We start from the raw sequence: 20,923 nt of genomic DNA, 5'->3' as shown, positions 1-20,923 counted from the left end.
CCGGCTGATGAAACGGCGGCCGTGCCCGGGGGATCCCTCCGGACACGGCCTTCCCGCTCGCCGTGGCTCTTACCGCACGCTGAAGCCCTGCTCCTGCCCGTACTTGACGGAGGCGTCCTGCCACGCCTTGAGCCCGTCGTCCAGGGTGGTCGAGGAGATGTACGCCTTGCCGACGGTGTCGTTGAAGACGCTGTTGGCGTACACCTGGTAGGGCAGGTACGACCAGCCGGGCACGACCTGGGCGGCCGACTCGGCGAGCACCTGGTTGACCTGCTGGTCACCGAAGTAGGGGAACTTCTTGTCCTTGAACTCCGCCGCGTCGAGGTGCGCGGTGGTGGCCGGGAACGCGCCCGCGTCGAGGCGGGTCTGGACGCCCTCGTCGACGCCGGCGTACTTCATGAACGCGTAGGCCAGGGTCTTGTTGGCGCTCGCCTCGGGGACGGCCAGCGAGCTGCCGCCGTTCTCGGAGGTGGCCTTGCCGCCGGCCTCCCACTGCGGCAGTGGCGCGACCCGCCACTTGCCGGACGCCGCCTTGACGCCGCTCTCGAAGTTGGCCGGCATCCAGGCGCCGATCACGAGGGTGGCGATGGTGCCGTCACCCAGGCCCTTGTACCACTCGTCGCTCCAGCCGTTGATCGGCGCGAGCAGCTTCTCCGAGATGAGTTGCTGCCAGGCGGCGGTGAACTTCTTGGTGCCCTCGTCGGCGAAGTTGATCGCGACCTTGGTCCCGTCGACCTGGTACGGCTTGCCGCCGGCCTGCCAGATCATGCTGGTGGTGAAGCCGGCGTCGCCGGTGTCGCTGGTGATGTACGCCTTCGGGTCGGCCTTGTGCAGCTTCCTGGCCGCCTCGATGTACTCCTCCCAGGTCTCCGGCACCTCGATGTCGTGCTTGTCGAAGACCTCCTTGTTGTAGAACAGGGCCATCGGGCCGGAGTCCATCGGCAGGCCGTAGACGCCGGGGCCGGAGTGGACCGAGTTCCACGGGCCGGGGGTGAAGGTGCCTTCGAGCTTGTCCGCGCCGAAGGGCGTCAGGTCGGCGACCGACTTCGCCAGCGCGAACTGCGGCAGCGCGTAGTACTCGATCTGCGCCACGTCGGGGACGCCCGAGCCGGCCTTGATCGCGTTCTGCAGCGCGGTGTACTGGTCGTCGCCGGTGCCGGCGTTGACCAGGTTGACCTTCACCTTCGGATACTTGGCCTGGAAACCGGCCGCGACCTGCTTGAGCGTCGGCTCCCACGCCCAGACGGTGATCGTGCCGCCGGCGTTCAGCGCGGCCTCCTGGTCGGTGGCCGACGTGCTCTGCGCCGGGGCCGCCCCCTGCCCGCCGTCTCCCGGCGAGCCGCAGGCGGTGGCGATCAGCGCTACCGACAGGGCCGCGCCCGCTAGCAGAGCGCGGCGGCGGATTGTCGTCATGGTTGTCCCTTTCGTGGAGATGCGGCGCCGGTCACTCCTTGACGCTCCCGGCGGCCAGGCCCGACTGCCAGTACCGCTGGAGCAGCAGGAACGCCACGATCAGCGGGACGATGGTGAGCAGGGAACCGGTGATCACGAGGTTGAAGATCGCTTCGCCGCCCGCGGTGGTCGCCTGGGCGTTCCAGGCGCTGAGGCCGAGGGTCAGCGGATACCAGCCGGGGTCCTTCAGCATGATCAGCGGCAGGAAGTAGTTGTTCCACGTCGCGACCACGGTGAACAGCAGCACGGTGACGATCCCGGGGGCCAGCAGCGGCAGGCTGATGCGGAAGAAGGTCTGGAACTCCCGAGCCCCGTCCACCCGCGCCGATTCGAGGATCTCGTTCGGGACGGCGTCGCCGGCGAAGGTCCACATGAGGTAGAGGCCGAACGGCGAGACCAGCGAGGGGATGACGACCGCCCACGGCGTGTTGGTCAGGCCGAGGCTGGAGAACATCAGGAACGTCGGCACGGCCAGCGCCGTCCCGGGCACCGCGACCGCGCCGATCACGACGGCGAACACGGCCTTCTTGCCGGGGAAGTCGAACTTGGCCAGGCCGTATCCGGCGATCGTGGCCAGCAGCGTCGCCCCGCCCGCGCCGAGGACCACGTACAGCAGGGTGTTGAGCAGCCAGCGGGTGAAGATGCCGTCGTCGTAGGTGAAGGCGGCGGCGATGTTGGAGAACAGCGCGAAGTCGTCGTCGAACCACAGGCCGGACGAGCTGAGCAGCCCTTCCTGCGTCTTGGAGGCGTTGATCGCCAGCCAGACCAGCGGGAGCAGCGTGTAGATCAGCATGATCGAGGTCAGCACGGTCAGCGTGACGCTGCGCCGGCGGCGCGGTGAGTGACGGCGGTGGCGGTGGCGGATCACCAGGGGGCCGCGGGTGGTGGCGGTCACGTGTCAGACCTCCTTGCGCATGCCGCGCAGCTGGACGGCGTAGGCGACGATCATCGTGATCACGCCCATGACGATCGCGACGGTGGCCGAGTAGTTGTACTGCTGGCCGGCGAAGGACAGCGTGTAGGCGTAGTAGTTGGGCGTGAAGGAGGACGTGATCGCGTTCGGCGCCAGGTTCTTGAGGATCGCGGGCTCGTTGAAGAGCTGGAAGCTGCCGATGATGGAGAAGATCGTGGCGATCAGCAGGGCGCCGCGCAGGGCGGGCAGCTTGATCGCGACGATGATCCGGAACTGGCCGGCGCCGTCGATCTCCGCGGCCTCGTACAGGGACGGGTTGACCACGCGCAGGGCCGAATACAGGATCAGCATGTTGTAGCCGACGAACTCCCAGGTCACGACGTTGCCGAGGGAGGCCAGGATCAGGTCGGCCGACAGGGGGTCGGGCAGCCGCACGCCGAGGGCGTCGCTGAGGTTGGCGACGAGGCCGAAGCGGGTGCCGTACATGAAGGCCCACATCAGCGTGGCGACGACGGCGGGGACGGCGTAGGGCAGGAACACCGCGATGCGGAAGAAGCTCGCCCCGTACAGCCGGCCGCTGTCGATGGCCAGGGCCACCAGCAGCGCCAGGAACAGCATGATCGGGACCTGCACCACCAGGAAGATCGCCACGTTGCCGAAGGCCGACCAGAACTGCGGGTCGGCCAGCGCCTTGAGGTAGTTGTCCGCGCCGACGAAGGCGGTGCCGCCGATCAGCTGGGTCCTGAACAGGCTCAGATAGATCGAGTACGCGATCGGCGCCAGGAAGACCAGCGCGAACACCGCCATGAACGGCCCGACGAACCGCCAGCCCGCCCAGGACCGACGCGCCCTGGGCACAGTTGCGACCACCCGTGCACTCCTCACTCGCCGCTCTGTTAACGCAAACACCAACTGCGGGGGGAGACGTGGGATGGCCGCTGACCGAGGGTCGCCGGGGGGTTCCCCACTGTTATGTTTACGTAAACTTCTGTTGCGGTATCGTGGCACCGGCCGTACGGGCCGGTCAAGGCACCCCCCGGGATGCTCGTTGCGGAGGCAGGCGGACGATGGCAGTGACGACTGGGCAGGACCAGGACCCCGCCCCCGAGCCCGTTCCTGGGCCCGTTCCTGGGCCCGTTCCTGGGCCCGTTCCTGGGCCCGTTCCTGGGGCTGGGCACGCCGGCGCGCAGCGTGGCGGCTCCGGAGTGCCCGGCGGGCGGCGCAAGCAGCGGGTCTCCATGGCCGACGTCGCCCAGCGGGCGGGGGTCTCCTCGCAGACGGTCTCCCGGGTCTCCAACGGCCACCCCGGCGTGATCGACTCGACCCGCGAGCAGGTGCTGGCGGCGATGCGCGAGCTGGGCTACCGGCCCAACAGCGCCGCCCGCGCGCTGCGTTACGGCCAGTTCAACACCATCGGCGTCATCCTCTTCGGGCTCTCCTCGACCGGCAACAGCCGCACGGTCGAGGCCATCGCCACCCACGCCGCCGCCGAGGGCTACGCGATCACGCTGACGCCCATCGACGTGCCGACCCAGGACAACGTGCTGGGCGCCTTCACCCGGATGGGCGAGCTGGCCGTGGACGCGGTCATCGTCATCATCGAGGTCCACCTGCTCGACGCCGGCACCGTCACGCTGCCGCCCGGGGTGCACGCCGTGGTCGTCGACTCCGACGCCGGCGACCGCTACAGCGTGGTCGACACCGACCAGGCCGACGGCGCGCGGCGGGCCGTGCATCACCTGCTCGACCTGGGGCACCGGACCGTCTGGCACGTGACGGGGCCGCGGACGTCGTACGCGAGCCAGCGCCGGGCCCAGGCCTGGCGCGCCACCCTGGAGGAGGCCGGGCGGCCGGTGCCCGAGCCCCTGCACGGCGACTGGTCGGCCGGGTCCGGCTACGCCGCCGGGCTCACCCTGGCCGCCGAGCCCTCGTGCACGGCGGTCTTCGCCTCCAACGACCAGATGGCCCTGGGGCTGCTGCGTGCCTTCCACGAGAACGGGCGGGCCGTGCCCGGCGACATCAGCGTGGTGGGTTTCGACGACATTCCCGACTCCGCCCACTTCGTCCCGCCACTGACCACCGTGCACCAGGACTTCGCCGAGGTCGGACGGCGGTGCGTCCAGCAGGCTCTCGCGCAGATCCGCGACAACGAGGCGTCGCGCCCCGGCACCGACCTCGTCCCGACCCGCCTGGTGGCCCGCGCCAGCACGGCTCCGCCGCGACAGGGCTGAGGGCCGCCGCCCGCGCGCTCAGACGGGCTCGCCGACCGGCTCCTCCCATTCGAGGTGGTGCTCGTAGATCCAGCGGCTGGGGTCGGCCCCGGTCATGGCCGCCAGCTTCATGCCCAGGCTCATGACCAGGTCGCGGGGCACCCTGGCGAGCGGGCTGAGCGCCTTCCAGCCGCCGGTACGGTTGCCCTGCTCGACCACGCGCTCGACCCGCCCCCGGCGCAGCCGCTCGTAGGCCGCGAACGCCGCCTCCACCCCCGGGCTGTCGCGCAGGCACTTGGCCAGGACCACAGCGTCCTCGAGGGCCATCGCCACGCCCTGCCCGATCGACGGCGCGGTGGCGTGGGCGGCGTCGCCGCGCGGCTCGGCTTCACCACGATGTCGCTCTACCGGCACGTCAAGAACAAGGACGAACTGCTGCTGCTGATGCTCGACTCGGTCGCGGGCGTGCCCGCCGGGCTCGACGAGCCGTGCGACGGCTGGCGCGACGGGCTGCGCCGCTGGTGCCGGGCCCAGTGGGAGATGCTGCGCACCCACACGTGGATCGTGCGCCTGCCGATCACCGGGCCGCCCGCCACGCCCGACCAGCCGGCCTGGACCGGCCGGGCGCTGGCCGTGCTCGGCGGAACAGGGCTGGACGAGCGCGACAAGGCGGCATCGTCCTGCTGGTGGCCACGTACATGCACGCCACCGCCCGGCTGGGCGCCGACCTCGGCTCCGCCGCCTCCAGTGCGTCGATCGCCGCCCACAGCGCGCTGCTCGGCTCCCGCGTGGACGTGCAGAAGCTGCCGGCGCTGCGCGCCGCCGTGGACGCGGGCGCGTTCGACTATCCGGCCGGCCTGCCCGAGGACGAGCGGCAGCTCGGCTACGAGTTCGGGCTGGAGCGGATCCTCGACGGGGTGGAGGTTCTGGTCGACGCCCGGAGCGCCATTTGACCTGGAGCCGGCTCCAGGCCATAGCGTCGCAAACATGAGCACTGAACAGCACAAACTCGGTTCCGGCTTCGGAATCCACAGCACCACGGCCGACGTCCTGCGGGGCATCGACCTGTCAGGGCGGCTGGCCCTCGTCACGGGCGGTTACTCGGGCCTCGGACTGGAGACCACCAGGGCGCTGGTGGAGGCGGGCGCGCGCGTGATCGTCCCGGCGCGGCGTCCCGAGGCGGCGATGAAGGCCCTGGCCGGCCTCCCCGGCGTCGAGGTCGGCGAGCTCCAGGATGCCGCCGGCGCGGGCGCCGACGCCTCCGGGGTCGAGGTCGCCGAGCTGGACCTGGCCGATCTCGGCAGCGTGCGGCGCTTCGCGGAGCGCTTTCTCGCCTCCGGGCGCGACCTGCACCTGCTGATCGCCAACGCCGGCATCATGGCCGGCCCCGAGCGGCGGGTCGGCCCCGGCTGGGAGTCCCAGTTCGCCGTCAACCACCTCGGCCACTTCGCCCTGGTCAACCGGCTCTGGCCGGCGCTGGCGCGGGGCCGGGCGCGCGTGGTGTCGGTCTCCTCCAACGGCCACCAGCTCTCCGGGATCCGCTGGGACGACGTGCAGTTCGAGCGGGGGTACGACAAGTGGCTGGCCTACGGGCAGGCCAAGACCGCCAACGTGCTGTTCGCCGTGCACCTGGACGCGCTGGGCAAGGAGGCGGGCGTGCGGGCGTTCGCGGTGCACCCCGGCGCCATCGCCGGCACGTCCCTGGCCCGCGACATCCCGCCGGAGGAGTTCGCGGAGCTGAAGGAGACCATCGAGTCCACGCCCGGCAACCCCGGCTGGAAGAGCGTGCAGGAGGGCGCCGCCACCCAGGTGTGGGCGGCCACCTCGCCGCGGTTGGACGGGCTCGGCGGGCTCTACTGCGAGGACGGCGACGTGGCCGACCCCCTGCCGCCCGGCGCGACGCTGGTCGCCGGGGTGGCCGAGTGGGCCGTGGACCCGCGGGAGGCGGCCCGCCTGTGGCAACTGTCGGCCGACCTGACCGGCGTGAACGCCTTCGCGTCGCCCGCCACCGGCTGACCGGCACGAACGCCTGCACACCGCCCGCCACCGGCCGACCCGCGTGAACCCCGCCGGGCCGCCCGCGACCGGCTGACCCGACCTCCCGCGACACGGCTTCTGTGACGGCTGTCTGACTTCACCGACTGCTACTCTCTGCTACATATTGATGACGTTTCGTGTAGTAGGGGGAGCTCTCGTGAAGGTCGTCTGTGTCGGCGGCGGACCCGCCAGCCTGTACTTCTCGATCCTGATGAAGCGGGTGGATCCGTCCCACGACATCACCATCTGCGAGCGGAACCCCGCCGGATCGTCGTACGGCTGGGGCGTGACGTACTGGGACGAGCTGTTCCACTTCCTGCACGGCGTCGACCCCGAGTCCGCCCGCGCCATCAGCGAGTGCTCCGTCCGCTGGGACAGCTGGGTCGTGCACCTGCACGACCGGGCCACGATCACGGTGGAGCACGGCGACGAGGGCTCCGGCGTGAGCCGGCGGCGGCTGCTCGACATCTTCACCGAGCGGGCGCGGGCGCTCGGGGTGCGGATCGAGTTCGAGCGGGAGGTCACCGACGAGCGCGAGTTCCCCGACGCCGACCTGATCGTGGCCGGCGACGGCGTCAACAGCCTGCTGCGCGAACGCCACGCCGCCCACTTCGGCACCGAGATCGCCGTCGGGCGCAACAAGTACGTCTGGCTCGGCACCACGAAGGTCTTCGACTCGTTCACCTTCGCCTTCACCGAGACCCCGCACGGCTGGATCTGGTGCTACGGCTACCGCTACGACCAGGACCGCAGCACGGTCGTCGTCGAATGCTCGCCGGAGACGTGGCGGGGTCTCGGCTTCCACGAGGCGAACGAGGCCGACAGCCTGGCCCTGATGGAGAAGCTGTTCGCCGACATCCTCGACGGCCACTCGCTCATGGGCCGCACCCAGATCGACGGCAGCGCCCACTGGCTGAACTTCCGCACCGTGACCAACCGCAGGTGGTACCACGACAACGTGGTGCTGCTCGGGGACTCCGCGCACACCACCCACTACTCCGTCGGGGCGGGCACCACCCTGGCGCTGGGCGACGTCGCCTTCCTGGTGGACGCGCTGCACGGCGACCCGCGGCTGGCCGGCGCCCTGGCCCGTTACGAGCGCCAGCGCAGGTCCGTGATCCGGGCCCCGCAGAAGGCGGCGCGCTACAGCGCCCGCTGGTACGAGAACCTGCCGCGCTACATCGACCTCCCGCCACACCAGATGATCACCCTGCTCGACAAGCGGAACTCGCCGCTGGTCGCGCACACCCCGCCGTGGCTGTCCTACCGGATCAGCCGCCTGACCGAGCGCCTGTCGTCGCTGACGTCGGGAAACGGCTCCGCCTGGCGGGCCCGCTCGTCAGAATAGGCCGGTTCGCCCGGTCGGGGCGCCTCCCCGGAGCAGGGCACGTTCGCCGGAACAGGGCTGCTCACCAGGGCAGGGCGCGTTCCCGGACGAACGCGGCGATCTCCTGGGCGGCGCGGTCGTCGGTCTCGATGCGCAGGTCGCCCGACCCCGCGCGTTCCAGTGCCTCCGCCTCGCCCGCGGCCCGTTCGGCGACCCGGTCGAGGTCGCGCGGGCCGAGCCCTTTCAGCTCGTCGCCCGGCAACTGCGGCGCCTGCCCGCCCGCGCGCAGGCGGATGCGCTCGGCGAGGGTGGCCGGGGTGGCGTGCAGGCGGCAGACGGTCAGGTCGATGCCGGGAATCGGGGCGACGCAGGCGCGGATGACGTCGTCGTGGTCGGGCCCGCCGGAGACGATCAGGCAGCGGGCTCCGGCCGCGCGGTGCCCGGCCCAGACGGCGGCGAGGTTGCCCGCCACGAGCCGCCGCACGTCCAGGTCGTCGTCCGGGCCGTCGTCCGGGCCGTCCTCCGGGCCGTCGTTCGGGTCGTCGGGCTGGCCGTCGGGCGGGTCGCCGTGCGGGGCCGGTCGCAGGGCGCCGATCTGCTTCACGTCGATGTAGGCCGCGCGCACACCGGTACGGACGAGCTGGCTGAACACCTCGTACCCGACCGTGGACTTCCCGGCGGCCGTGGCACCGGAGAACCACAGCACCGGCGCGGGCTCCCCACCGGCCGCCGGCAGGCCGGCGGTGCGGGCCAGGATCAGCCGGGCGGTCTCCTGGACGGTCAGCCCGGTGGTGTCCACGCACAGGTCGGCGTAGTCGGTTCGGTCCTGCGCCAGCGCCTCGGCGACGGACCCGGCGACCAGGTCGGGCCGCCAGCCCCGCGCCAGGAAGCGCCGTTCGAGCTCCCCGGCGTCCACCCGCAACCGGCACACGGTGAACGCCACGTCCGGCATGAGCCTCGTGTACACGTCCACTTCGTCCCGCGTGTCCACGAAGCCCGCCAGCACGAGACGGCGCACGCCCGCACGCCGGAAGTTCGGCAGCATCGCGGCGAGATTGCGCGCCCTGATCGGGTGGGGGCCGCCGTCGGGGTCAGGGTGGCACAGCCCGATCTGGTCGCCGTCGACGAACGCGGCCGTGACGCCCTCGCGGCTGATCTGGGCGAACGCCTCCCAGCCCGCCGAGGACTTCCCGACGCCCGACGGTCCGGACAGCCACAGCACGGACAGGGGTACGTCGTTCATCCGCCCGAAGGTAGCCGCCGCCCCGCGAGATCCGCGAACGGTTTTCCGCGCCACACTAGTAGAACGGAACCGTACGTTCCAAGTACACTGGATCTATGAGCAGCCCACCCATGAGCGGCCGCAAGGCACAGGCCGCGCGTAACGACGAGTTGATCCTCCATGCCGCGCGAGCCGTCTTCACCGCCGATCCCGGCGCTCCCATCGCGGCCGTGGCCGAGAAGGCGGGCGTCGGGATCAGCGCACTGTATCGCCGCTATCCGAGCAAGGAGGCCCTGCTGCAGAAGTTGTGCGGCGACGGGCTGAAGCTCTACATCGAGGTCACCGAGCGGGCGCTGGCCGACTACAGCGACCCGTGGGAGTCGTTCGCCACCTATCTGCGCGGCATCGTGGAGGCCGACAGCAGCTCGCTGACCATCAAGCTGGCCGGCACGTTCACCCCGACGGAGGAGCTGGGCCGCGACGCGGCCAGGGCGTCGGCGCTGGCCGTCGAAGCGCACCGCCGCGCGGTGGCGGCGGGCGTGCTGCGGCCGGACGTGACGCCGGCCGACATCGCGCTGCTGTTCGAGCAGCTCGCCTCGATCAAGCTGGGCGGCGACGAGCGCGCGGGGCAGCTGCGGCAGCGCTATCTCACGCTGGCGATGGACGCGCTGCGGGTGCCGCCCGCCCATCGCGACCTGCCCGGCCCGCCACCGGCGGACGCGGAGCTCGCGGCCCGCTGGCGTCCGCAGGCTTAGTCCTCGCCGGCCTGCCAGTGGTACAGGTACGACATCAGGAAGCCGAGCAGCCCGGTCACCCCGGCCGACACGGTCATCGCCGTGCCGAGCGCCGACACCGCGCCGGAGACCAGCGCGGAGCTGCCCGCGACCAGCCCGGCCGCCTGGATCAGCACGACGGCGACGCCGAGCACGAGGAACAGCACGACGCCGATCTTGAACAGGACCATGGTGAGCTTCTTCATAATGGGCTCTCCTCTCAGATCGGCAGCGCGCCGACGGCGATCAGCACGCCCATGACCAGCGTCGGGACGACGAACCAGACGATCAGCCGCCCGAACGTCCTGGCCGGATCCACCTGGGCGATGCCGCTGGCGATGTAGATCGGGGCCGCTCCCGGCGGCGACGCGCCCTCGGTCGAGGCGAAGACCAGGATCGCGGTGGCCGCGGCGGCCGGGGCGATCCCGGCCGCGGTCAGCGCGCTGAAGGCCACCCCGCCGACGGCGGCGATCGTGGCGGTGCCGGTCAGCGGCGCGGCGATGACGACGAGCAGCAGCCCGACGAGCGTGGCGATGACGACGGCGGGCGCGTCCAGGGCCTGCATGATCGTGGTCAGCTGGTCGACCAGGCCCAGCTCGCCCAGGCTGGCGGCGGCCGCGAAGGCGAAGAACAGGGTCGCGCCGATGACGGCGTAGCGGGGCGCCATGTCGCCGAGCAGTTCGCTCCACGCGCGGCCGGTGCGCGGCAGCCGCCGCCACGCCACGGCGAACGTGGCCAGCACGGTCAGCACCGGGATCCACACGACGATGCTGATGTCGTCGGCCGCCTCGCCCACCCGCGACTCCATCAGCGCCACGCCGAAGTCGAGGGTCATGAGCACGGGGACGAGGATGCCCGCGTACACCAGCAGCGACGTCCACCCGGCGCGCAGGGCCGCGCGCAGGGGCAGGATGTCGGAGGCGTCGGTGGCGGCGATGCGGTGCCTGCGCACCCACACGAACACCACGACGAACCGGTAGGCCACCGTCCACAACCCGCCCACGAGGGCGGGCACGAAGAGCTGGTCGGCGCTGAGCACGGGCGCCACCGCGGCCGAGCCGAGCAGCAGGAACATCGACGAGCTCGGCGGGATCGAGATGCCCAGCCCTGCGTTGCCCGCCACCAGCGAGGCGGCCAGGTCGGGGCGCCAGTTGGAGCGGATCATCCACGGGATCGTCACCGAGCCCACGGACGCCGAGATTCCCGACCCCGAGCCTGAGGGGCCGCCGAGGAGGGCGGCGGCGGAGGTGGAGACGTAGCCGGCGCCGCCGCGCAGGCGGCCGAACACCGAGTTCAGCACGGCGACCTGCTCCTGGATGAGGCCCAGCTTGGTGAGCAGGTAGCCCATGAAGACGAAGGCCAGGGCGGCGAAGACGACCTCCTCGGCGAACGCGTCGGCCAGGCCCGCCCAGGCCAGCTCGAAGAAGCGGGTGCCGCCGAAGAGGCACACGCCGGCGAAACCGATGAGCATCGCCTCACCGATGTTGCGTTTCAGCACTCCGTTCCAGATGACGATGATGGCGATGTAGGCGATGAGCGCCCAAACGGCGATTCCCATGGCGAAGGACCTCCAATGGGGGGTGGTGCGGGGGTGGTCGGCACGCGCCGGCGGCGGTGGCGGCCTGCGGTCAGGTGATGACGTCCGGCGGCGGGGCTGAGCGGTGGTACGCGGGGCCGGGTGGGCTTTCGGAACGTTCCGCGCGGCCAGACGGGCCGGCGGGACGTTCCGCACGGACGGGTGGGTCGGCCGGAGGCTCCGCGCGGTCTGGCGGGTCGGCGAGGCGGGCGGCCAGGGTGACGGTGCGGCGGGCCCGGACCACGATGGGGGCGTCCACGAAGCGGCCGTCGGGCAGCGCCACCGCGCCGACGCCGGCCCGTTCGGCGCGTTCCGCCGCCGCGACGATCTCGGCGGCCCTGGCCACCTCGTCCTCCGCCGGACGGAAGGCCCGCCTGATGACGGGGATCTGGCGCGGATGGATCGCGGTCCGGCCGAACAGCCCGATGGCGCGGCCGGCCCGGCAGGAGTCGGCCAGCCCCACTTCGTCCTTGACGTCCGGATAGACGGACATGGGCACCGGCGGCAGCCCGGCCGCGGCGGCGGCGAGGACGACCTGGAGCCTGAGCTGGTTCATGGCCTGTTCGTCGGTGACGGCCAGCTCGGCGGCCAGGTCCTGCTCGCCCAGCGCCACGCCCGCCACGCTGGGGTGGGCGGCGATCTCGCGGGCGGCGAGGATCCCGGCCGCCGACTCCAGCAGCGCGTACGCGGGCGCGCCCGTCACGGCGTCGAGCACGGCCGTGGACTCGACCTTGGGCAGCCGTACCCCGTCGGCGAACGGCCCCACGGCGGCCAGGTCGTCGCGCCCGCGGGCGGTGGCCGGGTCGTTGACCCGCACGTGCAGCCGCGGCCACCGGGCCGGTCGCCCGTGCTGGGCGCGCAGGTAGGCCACGGCGTTCCGCCTGGCCTCGTCCTTCTTCACCGGCGCGACCGCGTCCTCCAGGTCGATGATGACGACGTCGGCGCCGGACGCCATCGCCTTGTCGAACCGCTCGGGCCGGTCACCGGGAACGTACAGCCAGGTCACGGGCGGCACCGGCACCCCCGCAAGGGCGCTCATGCGATCACTCCGTCGGCGCGGAGTGCGGCGATGCGGTCGCCGGAGTAGTCGAGCTCGGCCAGCACCTCGTCGGTGTCGCGGCCCAGCCGCCGCCCCGGCCAGCGAATCTCGCCGGGCGTGTCGGAGAGCCGGAAGAGCACGTTCTGCATGGTGAGCGAGCCCAGCTCCTCGTCCGGCACCTCGACGAAGGTGTTCAGGGCCGCGTACTGCGGGTCCTCGGCCAGGTCGGAGACGTCGTAGATGGGCGCGACCGCGGCCTGCACCTCCTCGAACCTGGCGATGACCTCGTCGGCGTCGCGCGCGGCGATCCAGGAGGCGACCGCCGCGTCAAGTTCGTCCACGTGCTGCACGCGGCCGTGCCCGCTGGCGAACCACGGCTGCTCGACCAGGTCGGGCCGCCCCACCAGGGTGACCACGCGCTCGGCGATGGGCTGGGCGCTGGTGGAGATCGCCAGCCAGCGACCGTCGCGGGTGCGGTAGGTGTTGCGCGGCGCGTTGCTGCTGGAACGATTGCCGGTCCGCTGGGGGACGACGCCGAGCGCCTTGTACGCGGTCATCTGCGGCCCGAGCAGCCCCAGGATCGGCTCGATGATGGCCAGGTCGATGACCTGCCCGCGGCCGGTCCGCTCACGGGCCCGCAGGGCGACCATGATCGCGTACGACATGGCGAGGCCGGCGATGCCGTCGGCCAGGGCCAGCGGCGGCAGCGTGGGCGGCCCGTCGGGCTCGCCGGTCATGGCCGCGAAGCCGCTCATGGCCTCGGCCAGGGTGCCGAAGCCGGGCCGCTTGGCCATGGGCCCGAACTGCCCGAACCCGGTCATCCGGGCCACGATCAGCCGCGGGTTGAGCTCCAGGAGGTCTTCGGGGGCCAGGTTCCAGCGTTCGAGGGTGCCGGGGCGGAAGTTCTCGATCAGCACGTCGGACCGTTCGGCCAGGCGGCGCAGGATCTCCTGCCCCTCGGCCCGCGACAGGTCCACGGCCACGCCGCGCTTGTTGCGCGACAGCGTCTTCCACCACAGGCCCACTCCGTCCACGGAGGCGCCGTGCCCGCGCGAGGGGTCGCCCCGGCGGGGATGCTCGATCTTGATCACGTCCGCGCCGAAGTCGCCCAGCATCATGGCCGCGGAGGGACCGGCGAACAGCGTCGCCGCGTCGATGACCCGCAGGTCGTCGAGGCTCGTCATGGGTATGTAACTTATAAGAAATATGTCATAGGTCAACCAAGTGACCGTTATGCGAGACACTTAGCGATATGTCACCCAGCGAGCCGCGGCCGCCCATGAGCAAGGCCGACTACGTCTACAGCGTGCTGCTCGACGAGATCCGCACGGGACGGATCCCGGGCGGGACGGCGCTGCGGGCCGGGGAGGTGGCCAAGCGCCTGGGCGTCTCCGTCACGCCGGTGCGTGAGGCGCTGCGCAGGCTGGAGAAGGACCGGCTGATCAGTTACGAGGCGCATCACGGCGCGACCGTGGTGGACCTGGGGGACGAGGCGGTGGCCGAGTACTACGGACTGCGCGCCGTGGTCGAGGGCCTGGGCGCGCGGCTGGCGGCGGCCAGGATCACTCCGGAGCAACTGCAGGATCTGCGCGCGCTGCACGCCTCGATGGCCGAGGACGCCGCCCAGGGCCGGCACGACCGGCTGGGCGAGCAGAGCAGGCGCTTCCACCTGACCATCGTCGACATCGGCGGCCCCGCGTTCCTGGGCGAGCACGCCAGGTCGGTGCGCAACAGCTTCCCCGTGCCCGCCGAGGCGTCGCTGTGGCTGGACGAGACGCAGGTCAAGGCGCAGCTGGAGGCGCACGAGGGCATCCTGGCCGCGCTGGAGGCGGCCGACGGCGACAGCGCGGAACGCATCATGATCGACCACGTCCGCCGCGCCGGCGAGTTCCGCCAGCAGCAATAAGCCGCCCGGCCACCCCGCCGCACCCGGCCCCGCCGCGCTGAGCCGCCCGGCCTCGTCCGGCCGGTCAGCCGAGAAGGGTGGCGCGTAGTTCGTCCAGGACGCCGGGGGTGGCGTCCACGGCGCACGCCGACAGCGACAGCCGCGCGAACGCCTGCTGGTGCTCCTCCACCCGCCGCCGGTCCTCGACCACGATCGGGGCGTGCAGCAGGTGCAGCACCAGCACGTCGGGCCGGGACCGTTCGGGAAAGCGCAGCAGCGTGAACGGCGGCCCCTGGTGGAGGAGGCCGGTCTCGGCACTGGGCCGGGCGACCTGCACGGCGATGTGCGGCTGCTTGGCGGCCATGGCGACCGCGTCGAGCTGGGCGATCCGCTCCTCCGGCCGGTGCAGCGGCGGGTCGAGCAGGGCGGGCCGGTCGAGCACGGCCCACAGGTGCGGCCCGCGCGGCCGGTCGAGCACCTCCTGCCGGACGGCGACGAGCCGCGCCGCGTCGGCGGCCTGCTCGTACGCGACCCCGCCGGGCAGCCCGGCCGACAGGGCCGCGGCCTGCGCGTACGCGGGGATCTGCAGCAGCGGCGGCACCAGGCGCGACCCGTAGGTGTAGATCACCTGCGCCCCGTCCTCCAGCTCCAGGTACGCCGACAGCCCCAGCGGCACCCCTGGCGCGTCGTACCAGCCGGGCACCCGCTCCTCACGCAGCAGCGACAGCAGCCGGGGCGCGTGCTCGCCCTGGCCGTACAGCTCCAGCAGGGTGCGCACGGTCGCCTCGCGCGGCGCGACGAGGCCGTGCTCGATGCGGAAGATCGTGGAGGTGTTGAGCCCCGCGACCTGCGCGGCGGCGGCCATCGACATCCCGCTCGCGGCCCGCAGCGAGCGGAGCCTGGCCGCCACGACGCTCAACTGCATACGTCTGTCACAGCCATCTGTGACAAAACTCAGCGTTTGCACCTGGTCTCTTGCACGGGAGTGACGGCTGATGCACGATGGCCACTCTAATGGTCTGACACGTCATGCATACGCCGATCCGAAAGGCTCAACACTGTGGCGGACGCGTGGATCCTCCATCCCGACTACCGGACTCCTCCGGTCCCCACAGACGCGCACTTCCCTCCGGGTCCCTGGCGCCATCCCGACGGCGGCCAGGTCATGAACGGCACCTACGAGCGGCCCCTGCCCAAGCTCAGGACGGAGGTCGTGACCGTCTGGTACGGCTACGCCCTGAGCCGCTGGCGCGGCCCGCGCATGCCCAGGTTCAGCAGCCCGATGGTGTCGGCCTGGAATCCGGTGCTGGCCCAGGGCCTGGCCGCCGCTCCCGGCACGCCGACGCCGTACCGCGACGAGCTGTGGTGCGACCGGTGGATCGCCGAGGCCCTGCTGTACGGGCGCAAGCCGTACGGCGCGTTCACCCTGCCGGCGGACGAGGCGCTGCGCTGGTGCGGCAAGAGCGGCGGGACGAGCCTGATCTACCACGCGCGTACGGAGGACGACGACCTGGTGCGGGTGGTGGCGGGCACGTCGGAGCGCTACGCGCACCTGTTCGACCTCGACGCGCTGATCGCCGACTACCGGGAGGCGCTGCCGGGCGAGCTGGCCGAGCCGGAGGTGCGGGCGCTGGAGGAGCACCGCTCCTGCTCCCCCGCGCTGCGTTACGTGCTGTGCGACGACGCCGAGGCGCTCTTCGCCCAGGCGCCGCTGTCGGTGCGCGGCCTCACGCTCGGCTATCCGCCCCGTGAGACGGCCACCCGCATCGCCGCGCGCGTCACCTCCGGGGCGGCGGCGTGATCGGGGACGTCAAGGCATCCTGTTCGACCTGGACGGCACCCTGCTCGACCACCGCGGCGCCGCCGACGCCGCCATCACCGCCTGGCTGGAGGCCCGCTCCCCCGGCCATCCGCGGCTGGGCGAGGCGGCCGCGCTGTGGGCCGGCTTCGAGGTGCCGTACCTCGCGATGTGGCACGCGGGCCGCTGCTCGTGGCAGGAGCAGCGGCGGCTGCGGCTGTCCGCGCTCTGCGCGGAGCTGGCCGTTGCGGTCCCGGCCGACCTGGACGCCGCCTACGAAGACTTCGCCGGCCGTTATCGGAAGGGCTGGGCCGCGTTCCCCGACGTGGCGCTGGCGCTGGCCGGGCTCGGCGGGTTCACGCTGGGGGTGCTGACCAACGGCACGCAGCGCGTGCAGGAGGAGAAGGTCCACGCGATCGGGCTGGACGGCCTGGTCGGGCCGGTGCTGACCGGCGAGGTCCTGGACGGCCGGTTCAAGCCCGCGCCCGCCTGCTACGAGGGGGCCGCGGCGGCGCTCGGGCTGAGGCCGCGGGAGGTGCTGCTGGTGGGCGACGACGTACGCAACGACGTGACGGGGCCGGCGGCGGCCGGGATGCGCTCGGTCTGGCTCGACCGGCTCGGCGCCGAGCCCCCGCCCGCCGGTTTCCCGCACATCACCTCACTGACCGAGTTGCCCGGCCTGCTCGGCTGACCGCCCTGCGATCACCGGGGCACGACCTCCGCCAGCGCCGACGACTCCAGGTCGAACCCGCTCACGTGCGCCAGATAGTCGCCCTTGACGAGCGGATCCCCCAGGTAGACGCCACCCGCGGCGCGCACCAGCAGGGCCCCTGCCGCCACGTCCCACGGGTTGGACCTGGTGCCGTACGCGGCGTCCGACCAGCCCGCCGCGACGTGGGCGAGCTTGAGCGCGGCGCTGCCGACCCTGCGTACGGCGGAGAAGGAGCTCAGCAGCCGGCCGTAGCGTTCCAGCGCGAGCTCGCCGCCGGCGTCGAGGTCGAGCGGGGTCGGGTAGCTGGACAGCAGCATGGCCTCCCGGTCGCCGGTCGCCCCTTCGCTGCGCAGCGGCTTGCCGTTGCACCAGGCGCCGTCGGGGGTGGCGGTGAACTCGTCGTCGCGTACGGGGTCGTACACGACGCCTGCCACCAGCTCCCCGCGCACGGCGGCGGCGATGGACACGCAGAAGAACGGCAGGCCGGCGGCGAAGTTGGCGGTGCCGTCGATGGGGTCGACGTACCAGACGAGGTCGCCGGAGCCGGTGGTGCCGCCCTCCTCGCCCACGATCGCGCTGTACGGCGCCCGCGCCTCGATGACGGCGCGGATGCTCTCCTCGGCGGCGCGGTCGTGCTCGGTGACGGGATCGTGGAAGTCGCGCTTGGTGCTCACCTCGGGCCGGGACCTGAAGGCGGCGCGCAACTGGGGGCCGACGGCACGGGCCGCCTCACAGGCGGTGTCGAGCAGGTCGGTCGCATCCATGCCGTCTCCTCTACCTGCCGCGCGGCCGCGGCACACGCTTGAATGCTACATGACTCATTTGTCAGGACATTCTGACCTGCGTTAAGCTGATCAGCATGACCGCGAATCTGGCCATCGACCTGGATCGATCCAGCCCCGTGCCGCTCTACTTCCAGGTGGCCGAGCAGATCGCCGAGGCGATCCGGCGGGGCGACCTGGCCCCCGGCTCGCGGCTGGACAACGAGATCCTGCTGGCCGACAAGCTCGGCCTGTCCCGGCCCACGATCCGCCAGGCGATCCAATATCTCGTGGACAAGGGCCTGCTGGTGCGCAAGCGCGGCGTCGGCACGCAGGTGGTGCACGGACAGGTCAAGCGCTCGGTCGAGCTGACCAGCCTCTACGACGACCTGCGCAGGGCGGGCCAGGAGCCGGCCACGCAGGTGCTGGCCCTCGACACGCGGCCGGTGGAGGAGGAGATCGCCGCCATCCTCGGCGTGCCGGTCGGCTCCGAGATCCTCTACCTCGAGCGGCTGCGCTTCGCGGCGGGCGAGCCGCTGGCCGTGCTGCACAACTGGCTGCCGACGGGCCTGGCCAAGCTCACCGCCGCCGACCTCGAAGGCCGCGGCCTGTACGAGCTGCTGCGCGGGGCGGGCGTGCGGATGCGGGTGGCCAACCAGCGCATCGGCGCGCGGGCCGCCTCGCAGGCCGAGGCCCGGCTGCTGGAGGAGCGCCGGGGCGCGCCGCTGCTGACGATGCTCCGCACCACCTACGACGACCAGGGGCGGGCGGTCGAGCACGGCTCACACGTCTACCGGGCCTCGCACTACTCGCTGGAGGTCACGCTCATCGAGCGCTGAGGCCCCGTATCGTCCCCAGTGCCGTCTTCTGGGCCGTCTTCTGGGCCGTCTTCTGGGCCGACCACGCGGGCGGCGCGGCGCTTGAGGTAGAGGGTGGAGGCGACGCCGAACAGCACGGCCACCACGAGCCCCGCCCAGGAGAAGCCCTTGAGCCACTTCTCGGCGACGAGCCCGAGACTGTAGATGACCGCGGTGGTGCCGCCCGCCCACACGATGCCGCCGAGCACGTTGGCGACGGCGAACCTCCAGTACGGCATGCGCAGCGCCCCCGCCAGCGGCCCGGCCAGGATGCGCAGCAGGGCGATGAAGCGCCCGAAGAACACCGCCCACATGCCGAAGCGGTGGAAGTACTCCTCCGCCCTGCCCACCTGGCGGGGTCCGAAGTGTTTGGGGAAGCGCCGCCCGAGCCGGGCGAACATCGGCGCGCCGCCCTTGCGCCCGACGGCGTATCCGGCCGAGTCTCCGACGATGGCGCCGGCGCTCGCGCACGCGCCCACCCACACCGGGTCCACGACGCCCCTGGAGGCCAGGATCGAGGCGCCGACCAGGACGATCTCGCCCGGCAGCGGGATGCCGAGGCTCTCGAACCCGATCACGAGCGCGACCGTCGCGTACAGCCATCCGGCGGGGATCGCCTGCAGCCACTCGTCGATGTGCACCGGCCAACCCTAGCGCCGCCCGGGGCCTGCTCAGCACGGTACAGCGCACGTTCCGTGGATGGTCGGATCAGCGCTCGCTGTCGAGGTCCGCCTGCATGACGTCCGGGTACCGGTCGCCGGCGGCGGCGCCCGCGGGCACGGCGGCCTCGATCGCGGCCAGGTCATCGGCCGTCAGCCGCACGCCGAGCGCGCTCAGCGCCTCGGCCAGCCGCTCGCGGCTGCGCGCGCCGACGAGCGGCACGATGTCCTCGCCCTGCGCGAGCACCCAGGCGATGGCCAGTTGCGCCACCGTGACGCCCTTGTCCTCGGCGACCGCCCGCAGCGCCTCCACCAGCGCCAGGTTGTGGGCGAGGTTGTCGCCGGAGAAGCGCGGCGCGTGCGCGCGGAAGTCGGTGGCGCCCAGCTCGCGGTCCTTGCTCCAGTGGCCGCTCAGCAGCCCGCGCGACAGCACGCCGTACGCGGTCACGCCGATCCCGAGCTCGCGGCAGACGGGCAGGATCTCCCGCTCGATGCCCCGTGACAGCAGCCCGTACTCGATCTGGACGTCGCTGATGGGGTGCACGGCGTGGGCGCGGCGGATGGTGCCTGCCCCGGCCTCGGACAGCCCGATGTGGCGCACGTGGCCCTTGGCGGCCTCCTCGGCGATGGCCCCGATGGTCTCCTCGATGGGCACGGCCGGATCGACCCGGGCGATCCGGTAGACGTCCACGTGGTCGGTGCCGAGGCGGCGCAGGGTGTAGGCGAGGAAGTTCTTCACCGCGACCGGCCGGCCGTCGACGCCGTTCCAGCCGCCGTCGTGGTCGCGCAGCGCGCCGAACTTCACGCTGATCCGCACGGCGTCGCGCGGGCGGCCGCGCAGCGCCTCGGCGATGAGCAGCTCGTTGGCGCCCATGCCGTAGAAGTCGCCGGTGTCGAGCAGGGTGATGCCCGCGTCGAGCGCGGCGTGGATGGTCGCGATCGCCTCGGCCTTGTCGGCCGGCCCGTAGAGATCGGTCATGCCCATGCAGCCGAGCCCGAGGTCGGACACGGCGAGGCCGTCGGTTCCCAGAGTTCTCATACAAGCAGTATGCCTATTGGACTGACAGATTTCAAATTCTGTCAGTCCAATAGGCAAGCCGCCTCGGCCGCGGAGGCGATCCGGACGAACCTCAGGTGGGCGTAGGCCGGATCGGCGCTCGCCCGAGCGTAACGCTGCTGGTAGACGGCATGTTTGCGCCACGCCCACCACAGGATCGACTCGTCCTTGTCGAGCAGGAACCGGAAGGACTCCTTGTTGCCGTTCCACAGCTCGGCGCCGGTGGCCATCCTGCGCAGGGTCCTGACCAGCAGCCGGCGCATCACGGTGGGCCTCGGGAGGTCGATCCAGACCACGGTGTCGGCGCGCGACCACACCAGGTCCCGCACGGCGGAGTAGTTGCCGTCCACCACCCAGCCGTCGGCGGCGGTGAACCGCTCGACCTCGGCGCGGAACTCCTCCGGCGGCCGGGGCTCCCAGCCGGACATGTGGAAGATCGAGTCGAGTTCGAGCCAGGGCACGCCGAGCCGCCCGGCCAGCGCCGAGGACAACGTCGACTTGCCGGAACCGGAGTTGCCCACCACGGATACGCGTTTCACGGCGCAAATCTACTCAGCCGGCGGGCGTCGGCGCCGCCCGGTTTCCGCCGCCCGGTTTCGCCGCCGTCACCTCAGGTTCCGGAGCGGTTACGTCCGTTTTCTGTCG

Annotated in this window: 23 protein-coding genes and 1 pseudogene; 10 read left to right on the top strand and 14 right to left on the bottom strand. The window is 72.1% G+C overall.

Features of this window, described 5'->3' with window-relative positions:
• Positions 1-69: 69 nt before the first annotated feature.
• Genes ABFX54_RS14360 through ABFX54_RS14350 form a run of 3 tightly spaced genes read right to left on the bottom strand, consistent with a single transcriptional unit; the run spans position 70 to position 3,235 of the window.
• A complete protein-coding gene (locus ABFX54_RS14360; protein WP_346104970.1) occupies positions 70-1,413 on the bottom strand; it encodes an ABC transporter substrate-binding protein in 1,344 nt (447 codons plus the stop codon).
• Between the two features lie 31 nt (positions 1,414-1,444).
• A complete protein-coding gene (locus ABFX54_RS14355; protein WP_346104968.1) occupies positions 1,445-2,347 on the bottom strand; it encodes a carbohydrate ABC transporter permease in 903 nt (300 codons plus the stop codon).
• Between the two features lie 3 nt (positions 2,348-2,350).
• Positions 2,351-3,235 carry a carbohydrate ABC transporter permease gene (locus tag ABFX54_RS14350; protein WP_346104966.1) on the bottom strand — a complete coding sequence of 295 codons (885 nt, stop codon included), beginning with the start codon at positions 3,233-3,235 and terminating at the stop codon, positions 2,351-2,353.
• A 197-nt stretch (positions 3,236-3,432) separates the two neighbouring features.
• On the opposite strand from ABFX54_RS14350, the gene ABFX54_RS14345 reads away from it, so the two are divergent.
• On the top strand, positions 3,433-4,596 hold the full coding sequence (locus ABFX54_RS14345) for a LacI family DNA-binding transcriptional regulator (RefSeq protein WP_346104964.1): 1,164 nt from the start codon (positions 3,433-3,435) through the stop codon (positions 4,594-4,596).
• A gap of 18 nt (positions 4,597-4,614) precedes the next feature.
• On the opposite strand, the gene ABFX54_RS14340 is transcribed toward ABFX54_RS14345, so the two are convergent.
• The gene (locus tag ABFX54_RS14340; RefSeq protein WP_346104962.1) at positions 4,615-4,989 is read right to left on the bottom strand and encodes an FAD-dependent monooxygenase; all 375 of its coding nucleotides are present in this window, start codon (positions 4,987-4,989) and stop codon (positions 4,615-4,617) included.
• On the opposite strand from ABFX54_RS14340, the pseudogene ABFX54_RS56930 reads away from it, so the two are divergent.
• From ABFX54_RS56930 to ABFX54_RS14320, 4 genes and pseudogenes are all read left to right on the top strand, one after another.
• Positions 4,972-5,187 (top strand): annotated as a pseudogene (locus ABFX54_RS56930) (TetR/AcrR family transcriptional regulator); the annotation flags it as partial. The gene ABFX54_RS14340 and the pseudogene ABFX54_RS56930 overlap by 18 nt on opposite strands.
• 74 nt (positions 5,188-5,261) lie before the next feature.
• Positions 5,262-5,528 carry a hypothetical protein gene (locus ABFX54_RS14330; protein WP_346104958.1) on the top strand — a complete coding sequence of 89 codons (267 nt, stop codon included), beginning with the start codon at positions 5,262-5,264 and terminating at the stop codon, positions 5,526-5,528.
• A 34-nt stretch (positions 5,529-5,562) separates the two neighbouring features.
• The gene (locus ABFX54_RS14325; RefSeq protein WP_346104956.1) at positions 5,563-6,591 is read left to right on the top strand and encodes an SDR family NAD(P)-dependent oxidoreductase; all 1,029 of its coding nucleotides are present in this window, start codon (positions 5,563-5,565) and stop codon (positions 6,589-6,591) included.
• A gap of 178 nt (positions 6,592-6,769) precedes the next feature.
• Positions 6,770-7,960, top strand: coding sequence for an FAD-dependent monooxygenase (locus tag ABFX54_RS14320; protein ID WP_346104954.1), 1,191 nt, complete (start codon positions 6,770-6,772; stop codon positions 7,958-7,960).
• Positions 7,961-8,021: 61 nt separating this feature from the next.
• Here the strand turns inward: ABFX54_RS14320 and ABFX54_RS14315 are convergent, their stop codons facing one another.
• Positions 8,022-9,182: a hypothetical protein gene (locus ABFX54_RS14315; RefSeq protein WP_346104952.1), complete on the bottom strand. Its 1,161-nt coding sequence runs from the start codon at positions 9,180-9,182 to the stop codon at positions 8,022-8,024.
• A 95-nt stretch (positions 9,183-9,277) separates the two neighbouring features.
• On the opposite strand from ABFX54_RS14315, the gene ABFX54_RS14310 reads away from it, so the two are divergent.
• Entirely contained in the window at positions 9,278-9,916 is a 639-nt protein-coding gene (locus ABFX54_RS14310; RefSeq protein WP_346104950.1) for a TetR/AcrR family transcriptional regulator, read from the top strand.
• Here ABFX54_RS14310 and ABFX54_RS14305 read toward each other — a convergent pair.
• The 4 genes from ABFX54_RS14305 to ABFX54_RS14290 form a co-directional block, all read right to left on the bottom strand.
• A complete protein-coding gene (locus ABFX54_RS14305; protein WP_346104949.1) occupies positions 9,913-10,140 on the bottom strand; it encodes a hypothetical protein in 228 nt (75 codons plus the stop codon). The genes ABFX54_RS14310 and ABFX54_RS14305 overlap by 4 nt on opposite strands.
• A gap of 14 nt (positions 10,141-10,154) precedes the next feature.
• Positions 10,155-11,492 (bottom strand): TRAP transporter large permease subunit, encoded by a 1,338-nt coding sequence (locus ABFX54_RS14300; RefSeq protein WP_346104947.1) that lies wholly within the window; start codon positions 11,490-11,492, stop codon positions 10,155-10,157.
• A 70-nt stretch (positions 11,493-11,562) separates the two neighbouring features.
• Positions 11,563-12,549, bottom strand: coding sequence for an HpcH/HpaI aldolase/citrate lyase family protein (locus ABFX54_RS14295; protein WP_346104945.1), 987 nt, complete (start codon positions 12,547-12,549; stop codon positions 11,563-11,565).
• Positions 12,546-13,733, bottom strand: a complete 1,188-nt coding sequence (locus ABFX54_RS14290) for a CaiB/BaiF CoA transferase family protein (RefSeq protein ID WP_346104943.1) — start codon at positions 13,731-13,733, stop codon at positions 12,546-12,548. The genes ABFX54_RS14295 and ABFX54_RS14290 overlap by 4 nt, the downstream gene beginning before the upstream one ends.
• Positions 13,734-13,801: 68 nt before the next feature.
• Here ABFX54_RS14290 and ABFX54_RS14285 point away from each other — a divergent pair, with 68 nt between their 5' ends.
• Positions 13,802-14,455: a GntR family transcriptional regulator gene (locus ABFX54_RS14285; protein ID WP_346104941.1), complete on the top strand. Its 654-nt coding sequence runs from the start codon at positions 13,802-13,804 to the stop codon at positions 14,453-14,455.
• Between the two features lie 64 nt (positions 14,456-14,519).
• On the opposite strand, the gene ABFX54_RS14280 is transcribed toward ABFX54_RS14285, so the two are convergent.
• Positions 14,520-15,359, bottom strand: coding sequence for a Scr1 family TA system antitoxin-like transcriptional regulator (locus ABFX54_RS14280; RefSeq protein WP_346104939.1), 840 nt, complete (start codon positions 15,357-15,359; stop codon positions 14,520-14,522).
• 240 nt (positions 15,360-15,599) lie between these two features.
• On the opposite strand from ABFX54_RS14280, the gene ABFX54_RS14275 reads away from it, so the two are divergent.
• Both ABFX54_RS14275 and ABFX54_RS14270 read left to right on the top strand, forming a co-directional pair.
• A complete protein-coding gene (locus ABFX54_RS14275; RefSeq protein WP_346104937.1) occupies positions 15,600-16,235 on the top strand; it encodes a hypothetical protein in 636 nt (211 codons plus the stop codon).
• Positions 16,183-16,923, top strand: coding sequence for an HAD family hydrolase (locus ABFX54_RS14270; RefSeq protein WP_346104935.1), 741 nt, complete (start codon positions 16,183-16,185; stop codon positions 16,921-16,923). Before ABFX54_RS14275 ends, ABFX54_RS14270 begins: the two co-directional genes overlap by 53 nt.
• 11 nt (positions 16,924-16,934) lie before the next feature.
• On the opposite strand, the gene ABFX54_RS14265 is transcribed toward ABFX54_RS14270, so the two are convergent.
• A complete protein-coding gene (locus tag ABFX54_RS14265) occupies positions 16,935-17,708 on the bottom strand; it encodes an inositol monophosphatase family protein (protein WP_346104934.1) in 774 nt (257 codons plus the stop codon).
• A gap of 95 nt (positions 17,709-17,803) precedes the next feature.
• On the opposite strand from ABFX54_RS14265, the gene ABFX54_RS14260 reads away from it, so the two are divergent.
• Positions 17,804-18,544, top strand: coding sequence for a GntR family transcriptional regulator (locus ABFX54_RS14260; protein ID WP_346104932.1), 741 nt, complete (start codon positions 17,804-17,806; stop codon positions 18,542-18,544).
• Here the strand turns inward: ABFX54_RS14260 and ABFX54_RS14255 are convergent.
• The 3 genes from ABFX54_RS14255 to ABFX54_RS14245 form a co-directional block, all read right to left on the bottom strand.
• Positions 18,511-19,203, bottom strand: a complete 693-nt coding sequence (locus ABFX54_RS14255) for a DedA family protein (protein ID WP_346104930.1) — start codon at positions 19,201-19,203, stop codon at positions 18,511-18,513. The genes ABFX54_RS14260 and ABFX54_RS14255 overlap by 34 nt on opposite strands.
• Before the next feature lie 67 nt (positions 19,204-19,270).
• A complete protein-coding gene (locus ABFX54_RS14250) occupies positions 19,271-20,260 on the bottom strand; it encodes an aldo/keto reductase (RefSeq protein WP_346104928.1) in 990 nt (329 codons plus the stop codon).
• Positions 20,261-20,301: 41 nt separating this feature from the next.
• Positions 20,302-20,817: a P-loop NTPase family protein gene (locus ABFX54_RS14245; protein ID WP_346104926.1), complete on the bottom strand. Its 516-nt coding sequence runs from the start codon at positions 20,815-20,817 to the stop codon at positions 20,302-20,304.
• Positions 20,818-20,923 lie beyond the last annotated feature (106 nt).

Source organism: Nonomuraea maheshkhaliensis (assembly GCF_039529435.1).
Taxonomy (GTDB): Bacteria; Actinomycetota; Actinomycetes; order Streptosporangiales; family Streptosporangiaceae; genus Nonomuraea; species Nonomuraea maheshkhaliensis.
Note: the sequence above shows the minus strand (reverse complement) of the source record. Positions and strands in the feature narration are given on the sequence as shown.

Coding starts and splice junctions, on each gene's coding strand:
- ABFX54_RS14345 (WP_346104964.1), top strand. CDS start 3,433: ATGGCAGTGACGACTGGGCAGGACCAGGACCCCGCCCCCGAGCCCGTT.
- ABFX54_RS14250 (WP_346104928.1), bottom strand. CDS start 20,260: ATGAGAACTCTGGGAACCGACGGCCTCGCCGTGTCCGACCTCGGGCTC.
- ABFX54_RS14265 (WP_346104934.1), bottom strand. CDS start 17,708: ATGGATGCGACCGACCTGCTCGACACCGCCTGTGAGGCGGCCCGTGCC.
- ABFX54_RS14285 (WP_346104941.1), top strand. CDS start 13,802: ATGTCACCCAGCGAGCCGCGGCCGCCCATGAGCAAGGCCGACTACGTC.
- ABFX54_RS14260 (WP_346104932.1), top strand. CDS start 17,804: ATGACCGCGAATCTGGCCATCGACCTGGATCGATCCAGCCCCGTGCCG.
- ABFX54_RS14360 (WP_346104970.1), bottom strand. CDS start 1,413: ATGACGACAATCCGCCGCCGCGCTCTGCTAGCGGGCGCGGCCCTGTCG.
- ABFX54_RS14295 (WP_346104945.1), bottom strand. CDS start 12,549: ATGAGCGCCCTTGCGGGGGTGCCGGTGCCGCCCGTGACCTGGCTGTAC.
- ABFX54_RS14280 (WP_346104939.1), bottom strand. CDS start 15,359: ATGCAGTTGAGCGTCGTGGCGGCCAGGCTCCGCTCGCTGCGGGCCGCG.
- ABFX54_RS14305 (WP_346104949.1), bottom strand. CDS start 10,140: ATGAAGAAGCTCACCATGGTCCTGTTCAAGATCGGCGTCGTGCTGTTC.
- ABFX54_RS14290 (WP_346104943.1), bottom strand. CDS start 13,733: ATGACGAGCCTCGACGACCTGCGGGTCATCGACGCGGCGACGCTGTTC.
- ABFX54_RS14275 (WP_346104937.1), top strand. CDS start 15,600: ATGAACGGCACCTACGAGCGGCCCCTGCCCAAGCTCAGGACGGAGGTC.
- ABFX54_RS14325 (WP_346104956.1), top strand. CDS start 5,563: ATGAGCACTGAACAGCACAAACTCGGTTCCGGCTTCGGAATCCACAGC.
- ABFX54_RS14315 (WP_346104952.1), bottom strand. CDS start 9,182: ATGAACGACGTACCCCTGTCCGTGCTGTGGCTGTCCGGACCGTCGGGC.
- ABFX54_RS14310 (WP_346104950.1), top strand. CDS start 9,278: ATGAGCAGCCCACCCATGAGCGGCCGCAAGGCACAGGCCGCGCGTAAC.
- ABFX54_RS14300 (WP_346104947.1), bottom strand. CDS start 11,492: ATGGGAATCGCCGTTTGGGCGCTCATCGCCTACATCGCCATCATCGTC.